Consider the following 16,866-nt stretch of genomic DNA (forward strand, 5'->3'; position numbering starts at 1 on the left):
ATTTATACGTTTCAGATTTATACGTTTTCAGCCACGTAATTATACTATGACGACTAATTTTAGCTAATCCCTGTCCAAAAACCTAGCAAAAAAATCAGAGTGCGTGACTCTGATTTCGTTAACCCAGTGGAAACACCAAACTTATAACTTAGCAAAAATGTCTGCGTCTTGACCTTCGCCGCCTTCTTTGCCATCAGCCCCCAGTGAGAACAAATCGTAGGTTCTGCCTTCTGTACCTGGGATAACGTATTGTAGGTCATTATCCCAGCCATCTTTAGGGAAACCGCCTTTAATATACCCGCCCTCTGGCCAGTTTTTGGCGCCTTGTGGTGGCTTATTTAAGGCTTCTAAGCCTTCTTGGGTGGTGGGATAGCGACCATTGTCCACTTTAAACATATCAATGGCATTTGAGGTGTTGGATAAAGCCGTTTCGGTGGTTTTGATGCGGGCTTTGTCACTTTGACCCACCACTTTGGGCACCACTAGACCTGCCAAAATTGCCAAAATGACAATCACTACCATGACTTCAATTAAGGTAAAACCCGCTTGACGATTTTTTGATACATGAGCACAACACATACGAATTTCCATTTTTTAGATTTTTAGCGCTTTTTGATAAGGTGTTAGGATTTTACACGGCTTTTTTGACAATTTGCATACCGATTTGGTTAATTTTGTCGGATTATTTAGCCATTAATTATTTGGCGGTTTTAGGTTTTAGCCTGCCAAATCATTCATATTGATAATCGGTAGCATCACTGCCATTACAATGGTCATGACTATCACCCCCATCAGTACCAACATCAGCGGCTCAAGTAGTGACAATAGCGTGCTAATCATATTGGTGGCTTCATTTTGCTGCATCGCTGCTGCACGCGTCAGCATGTCATCAAGCTCGCCTGAGTTCTCGCCGCTTTTAATCATTTGTACCATCATCGGCGGAAAATAATTACTGCGCTCAAGCTGGCTTGATAGGCTTGCGCCTTCGGTGACTTTTTCTGTTGCGCGCGCGATGGTATGTTTGATATGGGTATTGGTGGTGACTGCCGCGCCGATGGCCAGTGCTTCCACCAATGGCACCCCTGAGCGTACCAAAATCGCTAACGTACTGGCAAAACGTGATGCGTTAAGATTTCGCGATAATTTACCAAACACCGGCAACCGCAAGACAAATTGGTCAAAAGTGGCTTTGCCTGCTGCTGTTTTAATAAACTTCACAAATAAAAACACCGCACCGATTAGCCCCCCTAATATCAGCCACCACCATTGGGTTAAGAGGTTAGACAATGCTAACACCACTTGGGTGATCCATGGCAGCGCTTGCTCGGATTGTTCAAACACTTTGACAATTTTTGGCACGACAAAGCTCATCAAGCCCACCACCACTGCCACCGCCATCATCAGCAAAATGATCGGATACACCATCGCGCCTTGTACCTTTTTTTGCATGGCAAAGCGATTTTCGGTGTAATCAGCTAACTGGTTTAAAATCAAATCCAAATGCCCTGAGCGCTCACCTGCGGCAATGGTGGCGATATAAATTGCTGGAAAATTACCGGAGTCTTGTAGCGCGCTCGCTAGGCTATAGCCTTCCAATACTTTGCCGCGTACGCCATGCATCAACGCTTTGACATGCGGTTTCTCGCTTTGTTTGGCAATCGCTTGCAACGCTTGTTCAATCGGTATCGACGCTGCCAACAACACCGACAATTGGCGGGTAATTAATGCCAAATCATACGCACCCACCCCTTTTTGCCACAATCGGTTGCGACTGACATCGGTTTTTTGTACAGGTGAGACTTCGACAGGCAGTAAATTTTTATCACGCAATTGTTGGCGGATTAGCCTAGCAGAATCGGCTTCAAGAATACCTTGGTGTGACTTGCCTTGGGTATCCATGGCTTTGTACTGAAATGCGGGCATGTGAGTTCCCAACGGGTAAGATTAGCGTTATTTTAAAGGCTTAATAGGCTGAAATAAAGACTCGTTTTCATTGGAATCATATTGTACCAACACCGATAGCTCATCGCGCAAGTCTTGCTTGTTAAAGCTATTGACCTCAGTAATCAGCATTTTCTCGATTCGTTTGTCAACGGCGTATTCACTGATTTGGGCACAATAGATGGCTAATTGATAAACTTGCGCTTTGAGCGACTCATCGAGTGATTGCAATAGTCTCACCAATTCTGCCACATTGATGACTTGGTAAGGGTAATTGGGAATCGCCGCCTCTTTTAATGGGGTGACTGAATAGTTGACACCGAGATGGGCAAAATAATAACAACTAAATAAATAACCTAAAATATGCCCGACAAAATAACCCCGGTCATTGTGATAGCATGCCACGCCCAAAAACTGAATCACGGTCGCCGCCAAACTATGCTCAAGACCGCGGAAATCAGCGGATGATGGCATCAAGCCTACGGTTGGCAGGTTCATTAAATTTTTGCTTTGGCTGACAAGCTGCCAACCAATCGGTCGCTGCGGCGGTAAATGATGGCTAATCGACATCACCAAATCATCGACGATATGTAAATTATTGAACAAATGCTGCAGTTGCATCAGCCCAACATTATCGCGCATGTTTAAATATTTGGCGATTTGCAGTTTTTTAGTTTCAATAAATTGGGATTTTTTACTGGAAATATAAAATAACAGTTGGTTGGGATGGGAGTGCTCAAAATACTGGGTCACTGCGTTTTCTTGGGCATGAAACACGGCAGTGTATTGACTGGTAACATCCATCGGCTTAACACCACGATGGTCCATCGCAGGGTCTTCTGGATTGGGCTTGATGTGCAAGCCATGTGCTTCGACAGGTTGACCTTTGGTAGTTGAAGTTTCCATGTTGGCAATCACAGCTGATAATATATGGGACAGTGCTTGTCACTATATCATACCCCTGTCGACATAACCTAACAGATATTGCTATGAAAATAGACTGGTCATTCTTGGTTGCGATAAAACTTGTCATAAGACATAGAGCTTGCTATAAAAGTGGCAATAACCACAAAACCGCAGCAAACCTGCTTTTTTGTGGTTAATTAGGGTTGTCCACTACAGACTTACTCCTCGCCCAAGCTGTCAGCAAAATGCACACTATCGGTTCGAAACGATTGGCGGTATTTTCGTGGTGACATTTTATAGACGCGTTTGAATGCTTGGCTAAAGGTACTATCGGAGGCATAACCCACTAACTCACTGATACGGCTGATGCTATTTTCTTGTAGCCGTAAATACCGCGCCGCAAGACGAAGTCGATAGTCGGTTAAATAAGTTAACGGCGGCACCCCCACCACTTCACGAAAATGTTCGGCAAAACTACTGCGTGACATCCCGGCGACTTCAGCTAACTTATGAATGGTCCAATTGGTCTCAGGTCGATCATGCATGACTGCCAACGCCTTGGCAAGGTAAGGATCTTTCACAGCTTTTAGCCAATTATCTGTCGCTTCGGGCAAATCCTCAATATAATTGCGCACACACTCAATCATCAAAATACTGGCGATACGATTGATAATGGTCATTTTACCAAGTCGATTCTGCTCAGACTCTAATGCCAAAAATTTGACACCCAACTCAAGCATAATCATTTTTTGCTCATCGTTTGATTCGCTTTCTGGCAAAATTTCTGGTAAAGCGCTGAGTAACGGGCGCGTAATCTCTCGATCGTAATGGCACACAATCGCGACTATTTCGGTTGTTTGCGCTGGCTCATCACCTTTGCTATGAATGACCGGGTTACCCAAGTGGATAGTTTCAACAGTCTGGTTGCTTAATAATGGGGCAATGTCAATTGAAGGAATATCCGATTGCCCCACACCACAAATAAGGTGTTTCTTGCCGCCTGGCACCATGACCACATCGCGCGCGTGTGCGTTGCGATATACATCATCGACCCTAATACTAATCCCACCTGTAGTAACCAAATAAAACACGATACAATCTTTTTTATCTAACTCAAACGACCACTCCCCAGTGGCGTGTATATAGTGATACTGAGTTTGATACAAATGTATATCTTCAAGCAACATACTGAGTGCATCCATTAATTTTTCCTAAGTTATCAACACAGCAATTTAAAAAAATGCAACATAAACTACAAACCAGCTAACTTACAAGCCAAACTTTAGTAATTGGACTTGAGATAAAAATTTAAAGACGTATACATAAACCGTCATCCTCGTTATCAGCAATCATATCATCTTTTACAGGCGCTGCTAGTTAACTTTGAGTCCGTAGGGCTACTAAAATTCAGTGTTACAGGCCGCAAAAATGCTTTATTTTTCAACGATTTCAAAGGGAATGGCATAACAGGTAATAATAATTAGTGGACACTTGTTATGGGTTATACACTAGCGGTAGGATATTTGGATGTTTAAGCAAATAAATAAGTCAATAAATAGCTTAGCAACTAAGCCAAATCAGCCATTTGGCTTTTTTTTGATTTTGATTTATTATCATGCTTTATTATCAATGGCTTAACTATAATCTATAACCATTACATCATCGCTATGAATCTATGAATTCTCATCACTTGCGTAAACAGTTACGTCAACAACGTCTACGCTTATCCAGGCGCCACCGTAATCGCGTCGCTTATCAAGCACGACGAAGTTTAAATCGACTACAACATCCTGCTTTAACTGGCAAAAACGTCAAGATCGGGATTTTTGCCGATGCCTTTGGGGAGATGCCTACCCAACCGCTGATGGATTGGGCGAGACAGCGCGGTTATCGTATTTATTTACCTGTCGTCACTGGCAAACATCAGCCGCTCGTATTTATCGAGTTTAGCCAAAAAACTTGGCGACAATCTCGCCTACCCAAACACCCACTGGGTATGCGCCAACCTGAGAAAGGAAAAATGCTTAAAGTGGCGGCGCTTGATGTATTGTTTATGCCGTTAGTGGCAGCGGATAAAATTGGCAATCGTATGGGGATGGGTGGCGGTTACTATGACCGCACCTTAGCCAAAGTTAAAAGCAAACTGCTTAAAATTGGCTGGGCTTATGATTTTCAATTGGTTGAAAAATTAAATGCTAATCCTTGGGATATCAGGCTTGATGCACTTATCACGCCTAGTAAACTATGGTTATTTAGACGCTATTTGGTGGAACTCTCCCATGCAAAAAAATGACAACTCCTTATTTCAACATGTGGTGATGACCTCACCTGCTATAAACTACAATGACGCTGATACTGATACCGATACCGATACCGATACTGACACTAGCCAAGTCCATCAGCTCTTCTATCCATCAAGCGGTGAGTTAAGCGATGCAGAAATTGCCAGTGTCATGAATCCCGATAGGTTAAATCAACTTTTAACCCAAGCTGATGCCTTTACCCGAGTGAATTCTGAAGACTTGGATGACTTCTAGGCAGTAATGAATCAATATTAGAGTGACTTTATGATTAGTATATTATTGGGATTGTTGGCTTGGATGTTGCCGCTACTGGGACTAACACAACCTGTTTTGCTGAAGCGTTGGCTAGGTGAGGCTTGGTTTAGTTTGATAATCTTTGTCAGTATGACAGCTTGCACTTTGGCGATTTGGTTTGAGCTTTATGCCCAATACAAGCGTTTAATAATTGAAGATTATAGCGCCATGCTAGATATTTTTCCTTCAAGCGTCAAATTTGGGCTTTTTTTAATTATCTTGACGCTTATTTTAAATGTCTTTTTGCTATGCCGAGCTAGAAAATTGCCTTAGCCACCACAATTTTTAGCCTTTTAAATCCCTTCATATATTCTTTTTTTCCCTTTGAATCGCTAGCCTTGCAATTTTTTGCATTGACGCCATTTATATTTTTAAGTCTATCAGCAAGCCATCATTTGCTCACAAATGGTCAGTTGCTTGTTGTGTTATTTAAGGGGACATAGTATATGCAAGATGATGTTTTAATGACAAATCCAGAATCATCTGAGTCGCAAGAATTCACGACGCTACCATTGTTAGCTTTACGTGACGTTGTGGTGTATCCACAAATGCAAATTGCTTTATTTGTGGGTCGTACGCCTTCAGTCAAAGCAGTCGAGCTTGCGCAAAATGAATTTGACAATAAAGTATTGGTGGTGGCACAAAAAGACTCACTATCTGAAGACATTGATGCCAGCAATCTATTCGAATATGGTACGGTGTGCCGTGTCGTCAATACCATGCCACATGAAAATGACGAAAATTGCATCAAAGTGCTGATTGAAGGTCTTTACCGTGCCAAATTGGTCAATATTCAAGACACCGATGAGGAAGAAGCGGTATTACTGGCCGATTTTGAAAAAGCGCCTATCACCGTCAATATGACCGCTAAAACGCAAAAATCGCACAAAGAAGCGTTAGTTGCTTTGTTTAGCAAATATGCCGAAAATCGCCTACGTAACTCACGCGAGTTAATTCGTGTGGCTGAGCGTATCACCCAACTTGAAGAGTTGGTATATTTCATTGCGACGCGTGTCTCACTCAATTTATCGATTAAACAAAACTTTTTGGAAGTCGATGATTTGACTGCGCATATCAAAGAGTTGTCAGACTATTTGATTCAGCAAAGCGCCGAGCACAATATCGAGCAAGAATTACAAGAAGCGGTACGTCGCCAGATGGAAAACAACCAGCGCGAGTATTTCTTAAATGAAAAAATGAAAGCGATAAAATCTGAGCTTTCTGACCTTCATGAAGAACGCGGTGAGAATTATGAAGATGACGATATTGCTGAGCTAGAAAAACGTTTAGCGGAAGCCGATTTGCCAGAAGCGGTGCGTAAAAAAGCAGAAAATGAGTTTCGTAAACTCAAAACCATGCCTGCTGCCTCTTCTGAGTCATCGGTCGTGCGCAACTATGTCGAGTGGATTTTAGACACCCCTTGGAACAAAACCAGTGATGTCTCAATCGACCTTAATAAAGCCCATGACGTGCTTGACACTGACCATTATGGTTTACAAGACGTGAAAGACCGCATCTTGGAGTTTTTGGCAGTGCAATCTCGCGTGGATACCTTAAAAGGTCCGATTCTTTGCTTAGTAGGTCCGCCTGGGGTGGGTAAAACTTCTTTAGGTGAGTCCATTGCCCGTGCGACAGGTCGTGAGTTTATCCGTATGGCATTGGGCGGCGTGCGAGATGAAGCCGAAATTCGTGGGCACCGACGTACCTATATCGGTGCTATGCCAGGTAAAATCGTACAATCACTCTCAAAAGTGGGCGTAAAAAATCCGCTATTCTTACTCGATGAAATCGATAAAATGGCGCAAGATTTTCGTGGTGACCCTGCTTCAGCATTGCTTGAAGTGTTAGACCCCTCGCAAAATCATAGCTTTAACGATCACTACTTGGATATGGATTTAGACTTATCACAAGTGATGTTTATCTGTACCGCTAATAGTATGGATATCCCACCTGCGCTACTTGACCGTATGGAGGTGATTCGTCTGCCCGGCTATACCGAAGATGAAAAAATCAGCATCGCGGATAAATACTTAGTACCAAAAGCCATCAAGCAAAATGGCTTAAGTGATACTGAAATTGATATCACCGATGAGGCACTCAAAGCGATTGTACAACGCTATACCCGTGAAGCAGGTGTGCGTAACCTTGAACGTGAAATCAACAAAATCGCCCGCAAAGTGGTAAAACAAAATGTTGAATCATCGGGCAAAGACAAAGCGGAAGATAAAACCGCGGCACACAAATTAACGGTCGATAGTTCAAATGTCGCTGATTACTTGGGTGTGTACCAATTCGATTATGGCTTGGCGGAGCAAGAACCTGAAGTCGGTCGCGTCACAGGTTTGGCTTGGACACAAGTCGGTGGTGAGCTGTTGACCATTGAAGCGGTTGCGGTGCAAGGTAAAGGTGAACTGAGTTTTACAGGTTCACTAGGCGATGTGATGAAAGAGTCAATTCGTGCGGCGATGACGGTGGTTCGTGCCCGTGCTGATAGCTTAGGCGTCAGCTATGATAAGCTCAAAGGCACAGATATCCACGTGCATATGCCAGAAGGTGCGACTCCCAAAGACGGTCCATCCGCCGGTATTGCGTTAACGCTTGCGTTAGCCTCTGCGATGACAGGTATTGCCATTCGCCCCGATATTGCCATGACGGGTGAGGTTACTTTGCGTGGCAAAGTGCTGCGTATCGGTGGCTTGAAAGAAAAACTGCTTGCAGCGCATCGTGGCGGTATCAAACACGTGTTGATTCCAAAATCCAATGAGCGTGACTTGGTTGATATTCCTGACAATGTCAAACAAGGCTTAAGCATCCAGCCAGTAGAAACGATTGATGAAGTATTTAAAGCCGCATTGGTATCACAGCCAGTGGCGTTAAAACCCAATCAATTGCCGGTCGATGCCAGTGACGTTAGTTTAAAAAGTTAATTTAAAACGCTAAGCTGCCACTGAAGTAAAAACTGAAATTAAAAAATAATGAAGTACAAAAAAGCTGAGATTGATTCTCAGCTTTTTTTTGTGCAGGCAGAAATTATTCAACCGATTTTTCACGTGGCAAATCACCTTCTTGGGAGGCTGATGCCATGTCTTTATCCAACTCATAGAAGTTTTGGTTATCCGCCTTATCTTTTGATGCCAAGGCAAATTTATCACGTAGATTATTGATTAACGCCTCTTCTTCGATTTGTTCTTTGACAAACCATTGTAAGAAATTAAACGTTGCCCAATCGCGCTCTGCCATGGCTTGGTCCACAAGTGCATAGATTTTTTTTGAATTTTCTAACTCATGTTGCCAAACGTCTTCGATACAGGTTTCAAGACTGACAGGGTTGTCACGCGGTGCGGGAATCGCTTCAATTTTAGCTTCGCCACCACGCTCGTTGATATAAGCTAAAAACTTGAACATATGATTACGTTCTTCAGCCGAATGCTTGTAGAAAAAATCTGCAATACCTGGATAATTGTTCACTTCCGCCCAACTGCCTAGCGCAATATATGCCTGCGCTTGTGTGGCTTCTACCATCATTTGCTTGTTTAACGCTTGTTCCATTGCGTCTGAAATACGTTTATCGTTTGACATGTTATTTTCCTCTGATGATTTTTTTGTGGCTAATTTTATAAGATGGCTAATCTTGACTAGACAACGTTATCACATGAGTTATCTCATGATTGGCTACCAAGATTGGCTATATAATTGTTAAGGATAAAACAGAGCATTACCAACACTATTGCCGTTGTTTGCCGTTGTTTGCCGTTAATTGCATTGGTAATGACGCTCACAGTATAGATAAAAAGCTGGCAATAAACAGGATTTTTTACTCAATTTAGCTGAAAGATACACAAGCCTTTAACATAAAAATGCCGGGTAAAATGCGCAAGGTTACCCCAAATTTTTCCTCGCTATTCAATCGCTTTGTTTTGCGTTGCTAACCAACTAAACACACAATTAAGCCCCATTAAAATGGTTAAAAATCCCATCGATAGTGTCCAAGTATGACTCAAGTCTTTAAGCCACCCTGTCACAATCGGACCGGTTATGGCGATGCTATAACCCACGGTTTGTGCCATCCCTGACAGTTCAGCGGCTTGTTGACTATCCTTTGATTTTAAGGTAAAAATCATCATACATAAAGTGAAAATCACCCCACATCCAAAGCCAGATGCGATACTCCAAACCCATACCCAGCCTTGCAGAGGCAAAAACCCAAAGCCAAACACGCCTACCAAGTTTCCCACTGCGGCAAGCAACGCTAACGTGCGTAAATTCCACCGACTAGAGACCCATTTGGTCAACAGTAAAATCGAAGGAAAAGCCACCAATTGAAACACCATGCCCACGTTGCCTGCTTGCGCTTTGCTCAGCCCTTTATCAATGAGTAACGAGGGTAAAAAACTGGCGAGCGTATAATAAAGTAGTGATTGCAAACCCATAAACGCACTAATCCACCACGCCATCGGGATTTTCCAGACTGATTTTCGGCTTGGTTGTCCTACTTCGGCAACCGCTTGATTAATGACTTGAGCATCATGGCTGCTAATTTTTTGCCGTAACCGCAAATGAGCAACCATTAGCCAAGCTGCTACCGCTGCCACAGAGACCCAGCCCCATACCCCCAGTGCAAATTGCCAGTTGGACAAGCTAACAAGCCACATCGCAATGCCTGACGCAAAGCCAGCAAACACCGACAAAAACATCGAATAGCTTCCCATCACAAGCCCAATTTGATTGGGAGTGTATTTCTTGATGACGGCAGGGATTAATACATTGCCGAGTGAAATCGCCAACGATAGCAGCACCGTGCCCGCTAGCAAAAACCCTAATTGCGGATGCGCCACTCGCACAAAAATACCGATGGCAAGCAAACTGGTTGCCAAAATCATGGTGTTTTCTAAGCCAATCCGCCGTGACAACATAGGCGCAATAAACGAACTCGATGCAAATGCCATGACAGGAATCGTACCAATCAAACCAATGGTTTTGGTCGTTAACCCCAAATCTTGCTGAACCAGTTTTGCTACCGCACCAAACCCAATAATGGGCGCGCGCATATTGATAGCCAATAATAAAATGGCAATGACTACCGTGATAATTAATGCCTTGGTCGGGGCAGTCGCTACCGAAATCTGAGACGCGTTAGCAGCAGGGTGAATATTCGACTCGCTCGATTGCGACGCGGAGAATTTCATACATCTTCCAAAGTTTTAACTAGGTAATCTATTAGCAAGGGTGATTTAATAAGCTTATTTTAACGAGCTTGAGTTAAGGTGCTTGGTTTAACGGGCTTGAGTTAAAAGGTTATCTTTTAACACATTCGCCAAGCCAGCGCACGGATTATTCACATAACGGCTAAAAATTCACTGCCTATCCGTCTTGCTCAACCGTTGAGCCCAAATTTTATGATATCAGTGGGCTACGATGGATAAATTTTTAACCAATTTATGCTACTATGTATTGTTTGTGCCAGCCTTTGGCGCATTGGTTTGGTAAATTGATTTGGTAAATTGACTTAGCAAATTGACTGACCACATTGATTTAACACATTGATTATCTTGTAAGGATTTGTCATGGTGGATACGCTTACTTCAAACGCAGATGCAACACCCGAAATTAACACTCGACTGTGGAGCACCTTGATTCGCAACCTAACGCCCTATACACCGGGTGAACAGCCCAAGCATGACAATCTGTGTAAGCTTAATACCAATGAAAACCCTTTTCCCCCCTCTCCCAAAGTCGCTGAAGCCATCGCACAAGTTTTGCTCAATCAAGCCGATCATTTAAAGCGCTACCCCGCCCCAGAATCTGACGAACTACGTGCGGTAATGGCACAAGTTTATCAGGTAGCCCCCAATCAAATTTTTGTCGGTAATGGCTCTGATGAAGTTTTGGCGCATATTTTTGCTTGTTTTTTTGTCAAAGACCGTTCGGTATTAACCCCTGATATTGGTTACAGTTTTTATCCTGTGTATGCCGATACTTTCCACGTGGATTTGGTGACCATTGCGCTCAAAGCCGATTTTAGCATTGATGTCGATGACTATCGCCGCCCTTGCAGTGGCATTATTATTGCCAATCCCAATGCGCCAACTGGGGTGCTTTTGCCGCTGGCGGATATCGAAAAACTCCTACAAGAACATCGCAATGCGGTCATTGTGATTGATGAAGCGTATATTGATTTTGCAGACACACCCAATGCCTCTGCGGTCAGTTTGATTAACAAATATGATAACTTAGTGGTAACCCAAACCTTTTCAAAGTCTCGCTCATTAGCAGGGCTGCGTGTCGGCATGGCGTTTGCCAATCACTCACTCATTGAAGCATTAAATCGCTATAAAAATAGTTTTAACAGCTATCCCCTAGATCGCCTTGCCCAAGCAGGCGCGGTTGCTAGCTTACAAGATAACGATTATTTTGTTGCTTGCAACCAGAAAGTTATCGCACTACGCCATGATGTCACTCAAGCTTTGATCCAATTAGGCTTTACTGTTTTACCTTCACAAGCCAACTTTGTGTTTGCCAAACCACCTGCTTCAATGGGGGAAACCATACAGGTATTTGAAAAATTGCGGGCGCAAGGGGTGATTGTTCGTCATTTTAACAAACCAAAAATTAGCAGTTATTTGCGTATCACCATCGGTACGGCAGAACAAAACCAACGCTTACTAGATACCTTAACAAATTTGGTTTGACCGCTGTGAGTGACCCTAGCATGCAGTTTTTTATCAAATGCCAAAATATCGAAACAGGCGAGGTGGTGACTTATCGCTTTGCTCATCAAGCACAGTTATTGGCATTTAGCCAGCAATTGGGTCGCAAAAAATTGGCGATTGTGGATACCCATATCGCCTTTTATGATATTGAGCTAGTGTTTAATCCATTTGAGGACGAAAGCGCGCCCATCAGTGCGGCTGAACTCAATACCGCACTTGATGGCAGGTTGTTGTAACTTTACTGGTGTAATATTTTTAATAAATTTCCTACTTTATCAAAACATTCTTGGTATTCTGCCTCACAGTCTGATGCAATCGTGATGCCGCCGCCTGCCCACAGACTGACATTATTATCTAAAGCTTGTAGCGTCCGAATCAGCACATTCCATTGCCCTGTGCCATCAAAATTGAGATACCCCATCGTACCACAGTAAGCCCCGCGCGGTTTGGCTTCCAATTCATTGATGATTTCTACTGCGCGCTTTTTGGGTGTACCCGTGATTGACCCCGCGGGCAGACTTTCAAACAAAACGCTCCAAGGGCTGATGTTTTCTTTGAGGGTGGCGGTAATGGTACTCACCATATGGTGCACATTGCTAAAACTTTCGATATCAAACAGTTTTGGGACTTTTACCGTCCCAGTCTTGGCATATTTGCCCAAATCATTGCGCAGCAAATCGACAATCATGACATTTTCGGCGATGTCTTTTTCGCTGCTGGCAAGTTCATTTTTATTGGCTTGGTCAGCGGCTATATTTTGCCCACGTGGGCGTGTACCTTTGATGGGTTTGGTAATAATGCAATTTTCGCCTTGCGCGTTTTTTGCGAAGGTAAAAAATAACTCTGGCGAGCAGCTTAGTAACTCATAATTGCCGAGTGCTAGATATCCTGCAAACGGCGCCTGGGTGGACTGATGCAAGCTTGGCAAATAATCGACCAACTGCTGATTGGATAACTCACCTTGCCAGCACTGGGTTAAATTAATCTGGTAACAGTCCCCTGCTGTTAGGTAGTCTTGGATTTTGTTAAAAGCTTGGTGGTACGCAGATTTTTGCCATAAAGGTAACAAGCTAAGCGGCTTTGGTGTAGGAAGCTTGACGTCACTGACTAAATCATTTAGCCAGTTTTCGATGGTGGCGGCTTGCGCCATGGCTTCCTCAGTGGTTGTATGTAAATGCCACTTCTGGTGCTGATAGGTCAAATAAATATCGTAATGTCCCAAAAATAGCTGCGGCTGATTGGGCGTTAAGTAACTAGATTCTACGTGATGTGCCCTTGTTTGCATGTGGTTTGCATTTGCTACACGGTTTGCATTTGCTAAATGATACGCTGATAAATCGTAGCTAATAAATCCCATCAAGCCATCTTGGTAGCCCACATTAGCCGTATGTTGGCTAGCAGACTGTTTAAGTGATAGCTGTTGATAAGCCTCAAGCGCAGCAGTTAATTCGCTAATATCAACACCCTTAGCTGCCCTATCAGTGGCAGTATCAGCACCAGTGTTAATCACAGTATCACAGTACCCAACATCATCGAATGAGCAATTTTGACGTTGCTTTTGGGTAAGCTGATTTTGAGAATGTATTTCAAAAATTGTTTTTGGCAATAAACCGATGACATTTTGACCCTCGTTATTGAGCCAAATCGGATAGATTGCATGATTATTGGTCGTATTAAACTGTTGTAACAGGGTGATGAGTTGAGAGGGCGCAAGATGTTGTAAACTTGGCATTGGGTACATGCTTTACCTTTATGATTATATTTAGCGTCAAAAAAGCGATGACAATCGGGTAACTGTCATCGCCTATTTTTATCAATTATGACGGTCCATCAGTATTTATTCAACAAACTTTTTGATAATCAAACTTGCATTGGTACCACCAAAGCCAAAGCTATTAGTCATAATCGTATTAAGATTTGCATCCCGTTTCTCACGCACAATATCAAAATCTTTGGCTTTTTCATCCAAGTTTTCAATATTGATATTGGGCGCAATAAAGCCTTGATTGAGCATCAACAAACAATAAATTAATTCTTGCACGCCCACCGCGCCCAAACTATGACCTGTCATTGATTTGGTTGAGCTAATCGGTGGTAATTCACTTCCAAACACCTGACGAATCGCTTCAAGCTCTGTGATATCCCCAATGGGGGTGCTAGTACCATGAGTATTGATATAGTCAACGGAGTTTAAGCCTGCTTGTTTAAGCGCCTGTTTCATACAGTTGACCGCACCTACCCCACTGGGTGCCACCATATCCGCCCCATCAGAGCTTGCACCATAGCCAACAATCTCTGCCAAAATAGTCGCGCCGCGTTGTTTCGCAGAGTCTAGGCTCTCAATCACCACCATGCCACCACCGCCGGCAATCACAAAACCGTCTCGATCTGCATCGTAAGGGCGACTGGCGAGTTGCGGCTTGTCATTGTACTGTGTGCTCATCGCACCCATGCCATCAAACATACAAGATTGTGTCCAGTCTTCTTGCTCGCCGCCGCCTGCAATCACAAGGTCTTGCTTACCCAATTGAATCAGCTCCATGGCATGACCCACACAATGCGTTGAGGTCGCACAAGCTGAGGCAATAGAGTAGCTAACCCCGCCAATCTTTAACCCCGTTGCGACACTGGCTGATACCGTACTTGCCATGGTTTTTGGCACTGCCATGGCGCCGACACCGCGCAAGCCTTTTTCACGCATTGCATCGACCGCTGCCGCCACATCGGCACTCGATGCCCCACCCGAACCTGCTACCACGCCAATATTGGTATTGTGAGCAATATCTGTTAATGACAATCCTGCTTGCTCGATTGCTTGTAGCGCACTTAGATAGGCGTATAAACTGGCTTTTGACAAAAAGCGTTTAAGTTTGCGATCGATATGCGAGGTATCTAGGTTATCGTCATCAATACTACCTGAGATACAGGCTTTAAAGCCTTTTTCTTGATAAATCGGATTAAATACCAACCCCGATTTGCCTTGCTGTAGCGACTCGCTGACTGTGGCTAAGTCATTACCAATACATGAGATAAGTCCTGCCCCTGTGATTACAACGCGCTGCATATACCATTCCTTTTGGTTTAATCAATTGATGATAAATATCATGCTATTGTACCCCTCTCGATTTCACCTGCCTAGTTTTTCCCCAAAAATGTTACAAAATATTTCTTAGACCACGACTATGGTTAGTTATGTTGTCTTAATCCAATATAGCTACACGCACAACATTCAACTAAATCGACAAAAGATATCATTGTGTAACGTCTCTTTACGCATTAAAGTTGAAAAGTGCGGTCACTTTCTTTACGCTGTTTTACTACGACAGTATTTCCCAATAAAAAAGCATAATATTAAGGATAACTCTCATGTCAGCCTCCACTTCTATTAGCCGCCGTGTCTTTGAAGCGCTAGGTCATAAATTAGCACAACTGAGCGCAAAAGATACGATACAAAACAAACCATTAGCGGATATTGATTTTGATAGCCTTCAACAAGCGTTATCAAATGATAAAAATGCGTTTCATGAGCATATTCCCAAACTATCAAAAAAACTACTTGGTAAAACCCCATTTGGCAGCTATAGCAAAATGGCAACCTCACTAATCCCCAAGGCGATTTTTGATAAAGCAACGGATGCGGTTTTTTCCCAAGTCGGTAAACTGTCGCAAAATTGGGCGAATTTTGATTTGGCGCGTGATGGGCGTTTTAAAGACACTTTGGTTGCTAGTGAGCGACAAGCCCTAGCCCGTAGTATTGGCGATCAAAACCGTGCTTTAGCCACGCTAGGTGGGCTTAGTAACTTGGCGGGTTTACCCGGTATTTTGGTAGATACAATGTGGCTATTGGCGGTGTGTTTGCGGACGATTTTCCAAATCAGTGCAATCTATGATCGTCCGTTGACGGGACAACAAGGTATCGCCATCGCTTATGAAATTTTAGCTAAAGTGGATCTCAATAAATTGCAAGAAAAGCAAACTTTGCTGGCAGGCTTGGGTATATTTGAAGCGATGACCGACCAGTCGATTGAAGAGTATAGAACGGCAGTACTTGCCGAAGAAGACAGCCAATCAGCGATGGGCATATTAACCAAACTAGAAGAACTATCGACGCAGTTTAATATCAACATTGAGCAGTTTAATTTCGGTTTTTTACATAAAGTCATTCCACTCACTGCGGTTGGCTTGGGTACGGCTTACAACAATATTATTATCAATGAAGTGATTGAAATTGCGATGTCGGTATTTGCCCCCGCGCCAAAGTTGACTCATACGACTGAAGAATAATCTTGCGCTAATATAACAAGGTAAAAGCTAGCTGTTTGGCTTTTGCCTTTTTTATTAGTTGTAGCTAGTGCTGACTAATTTAAGGTTAGTTACGATAAAGTTCGTTACTTTAAGTCATGTGACACAAACTTTTACACAACCCGTTAGCAACATCACATTTTTAGCTATCAATATCAACGTTATTCACCAAATCTCAAAAGACCAACCCGCTTAAATTTGGCAAAATAGATTTAACAACGGATGATAAGCTTAATAACCAATAACGATGATAACCCCAATAAATAAAAATAAAATGTCAGTACATCACGTTGTTAATTTAAAAAAATTATAAAAAAAATAAGAAATTTAAAATTACAATTATTTAAAATCACCATCATTAAATTGATTTTTTTGGAATCATTAAATAATAACAATAAATAATAACTTGA

14 protein-coding genes are annotated in these 16,866 nt (G+C 42.9%); 6 read left to right on the plus strand and 8 right to left on the minus strand.

Annotated elements, in window-relative coordinates; translation table 11 throughout:
* Positions 1–141: 141 nt before the first annotated feature.
* The 4 genes from gspG to RTN07_RS02755 form a co-directional block, all read right to left on the minus strand.
* Entirely contained in the window at positions 142–591 is a 450-nt protein-coding gene (gene gspG / locus RTN07_RS02740) for a type II secretion system major pseudopilin GspG (protein WP_409455530.1), read from the minus strand.
* Between the two features lie 126 nt (positions 592–717).
* Positions 718–1,923: a type II secretion system inner membrane protein GspF gene (gene gspF / locus RTN07_RS02745; protein ID WP_312175524.1), complete on the minus strand. Its 1,206-nt coding sequence runs from the start codon at positions 1,921–1,923 to the stop codon at positions 718–720.
* Between the two features lie 27 nt (positions 1,924–1,950).
* Positions 1,951–2,847, minus strand: coding sequence for a hypothetical protein (locus RTN07_RS02750; protein ID WP_076774009.1), 897 nt, complete (start codon positions 2,845–2,847; stop codon positions 1,951–1,953).
* Positions 2,848–3,065: 218 nt separating this feature from the next.
* On the minus strand, positions 3,066–4,049 hold the full coding sequence (locus RTN07_RS02755) for an AraC family transcriptional regulator (RefSeq protein WP_312175527.1): 984 nt from the start codon (positions 4,047–4,049) through the stop codon (positions 3,066–3,068).
* A 473-nt stretch (positions 4,050–4,522) separates the two neighbouring features.
* On the opposite strand from RTN07_RS02755, the gene RTN07_RS02760 reads away from it, so the two are divergent.
* From RTN07_RS02760 to lon, 3 genes are all read left to right on the plus strand, one after another.
* Positions 4,523–5,140: a 5-formyltetrahydrofolate cyclo-ligase gene (locus RTN07_RS02760; protein ID WP_312175529.1), complete on the plus strand. Its 618-nt coding sequence runs from the start codon at positions 4,523–4,525 to the stop codon at positions 5,138–5,140.
* A complete protein-coding gene (locus tag RTN07_RS02765) occupies positions 5,127–5,384 on the plus strand; it encodes a hypothetical protein (protein ID WP_312175531.1) in 258 nt (85 codons plus the stop codon). Before RTN07_RS02760 ends, RTN07_RS02765 begins: the two co-directional genes overlap by 14 nt.
* Positions 5,385–5,890: 506 nt before the next feature.
* Positions 5,891–8,371 carry an endopeptidase La gene (gene lon, locus RTN07_RS02770; RefSeq protein ID WP_409455531.1) on the plus strand — a complete coding sequence of 827 codons (2,481 nt, stop codon included), beginning with the start codon at positions 5,891–5,893 and terminating at the stop codon, positions 8,369–8,371.
* A 103-nt stretch (positions 8,372–8,474) separates the two neighbouring features.
* Here the strand turns inward: lon and RTN07_RS02775 are convergent, their stop codons facing one another.
* The gene (locus RTN07_RS02775; RefSeq protein ID WP_065253274.1) at positions 8,475–9,023 is read right to left on the minus strand and encodes a ferritin; all 549 of its coding nucleotides are present in this window, start codon (positions 9,021–9,023) and stop codon (positions 8,475–8,477) included.
* Between the two features lie 320 nt (positions 9,024–9,343).
* Positions 9,344–10,630 (minus strand): MFS transporter, encoded by a 1,287-nt coding sequence (locus tag RTN07_RS02780; RefSeq protein WP_312175537.1) that lies wholly within the window; start codon positions 10,628–10,630, stop codon positions 9,344–9,346.
* Positions 10,631–11,008: 378 nt separating this feature from the next.
* Between RTN07_RS02780 and hisC the strand changes: the two genes are divergently transcribed.
* Both hisC and RTN07_RS02790 read left to right on the plus strand, forming a co-directional pair.
* Positions 11,009–12,133, plus strand: coding sequence for a histidinol-phosphate transaminase (gene hisC / locus RTN07_RS02785; protein ID WP_312175540.1), 1,125 nt, complete (start codon positions 11,009–11,011; stop codon positions 12,131–12,133).
* Between the two features lie 20 nt (positions 12,134–12,153).
* The gene (locus RTN07_RS02790; RefSeq protein ID WP_312175542.1) at positions 12,154–12,390 is read left to right on the plus strand and encodes a hypothetical protein; all 237 of its coding nucleotides are present in this window, start codon (positions 12,154–12,156) and stop codon (positions 12,388–12,390) included.
* Positions 12,391–12,392: 2 nt separating this feature from the next.
* Here the strand turns inward: RTN07_RS02790 and RTN07_RS02795 are convergent, their stop codons facing one another.
* Positions 12,393–13,886, minus strand: coding sequence for an anthranilate synthase component I family protein (locus RTN07_RS02795; protein ID WP_312175544.1), 1,494 nt, complete (start codon positions 13,884–13,886; stop codon positions 12,393–12,395).
* 105 nt (positions 13,887–13,991) lie between these two features.
* Positions 13,992–15,218 (minus strand): beta-ketoacyl synthase N-terminal-like domain-containing protein, encoded by a 1,227-nt coding sequence (locus RTN07_RS02800; RefSeq protein ID WP_312175546.1) that lies wholly within the window; start codon positions 15,216–15,218, stop codon positions 13,992–13,994.
* A 302-nt stretch (positions 15,219–15,520) separates the two neighbouring features.
* Here RTN07_RS02800 and RTN07_RS02805 point away from each other — a divergent pair, with 302 nt between their 5' ends.
* Positions 15,521–16,438 (plus strand): EcsC family protein, encoded by a 918-nt coding sequence (locus RTN07_RS02805; protein WP_312175548.1) that lies wholly within the window; start codon positions 15,521–15,523, stop codon positions 16,436–16,438.
* Positions 16,439–16,866: the final 428 nt, after the last annotated feature.

Origin of the sequence: Moraxella sp. CTOTU46934 (genome assembly GCF_031979465.1) — a bacterium.
GTDB lineage: Bacteria > Pseudomonadota > Gammaproteobacteria > Pseudomonadales > Moraxellaceae > Faucicola > Faucicola tetraodonis.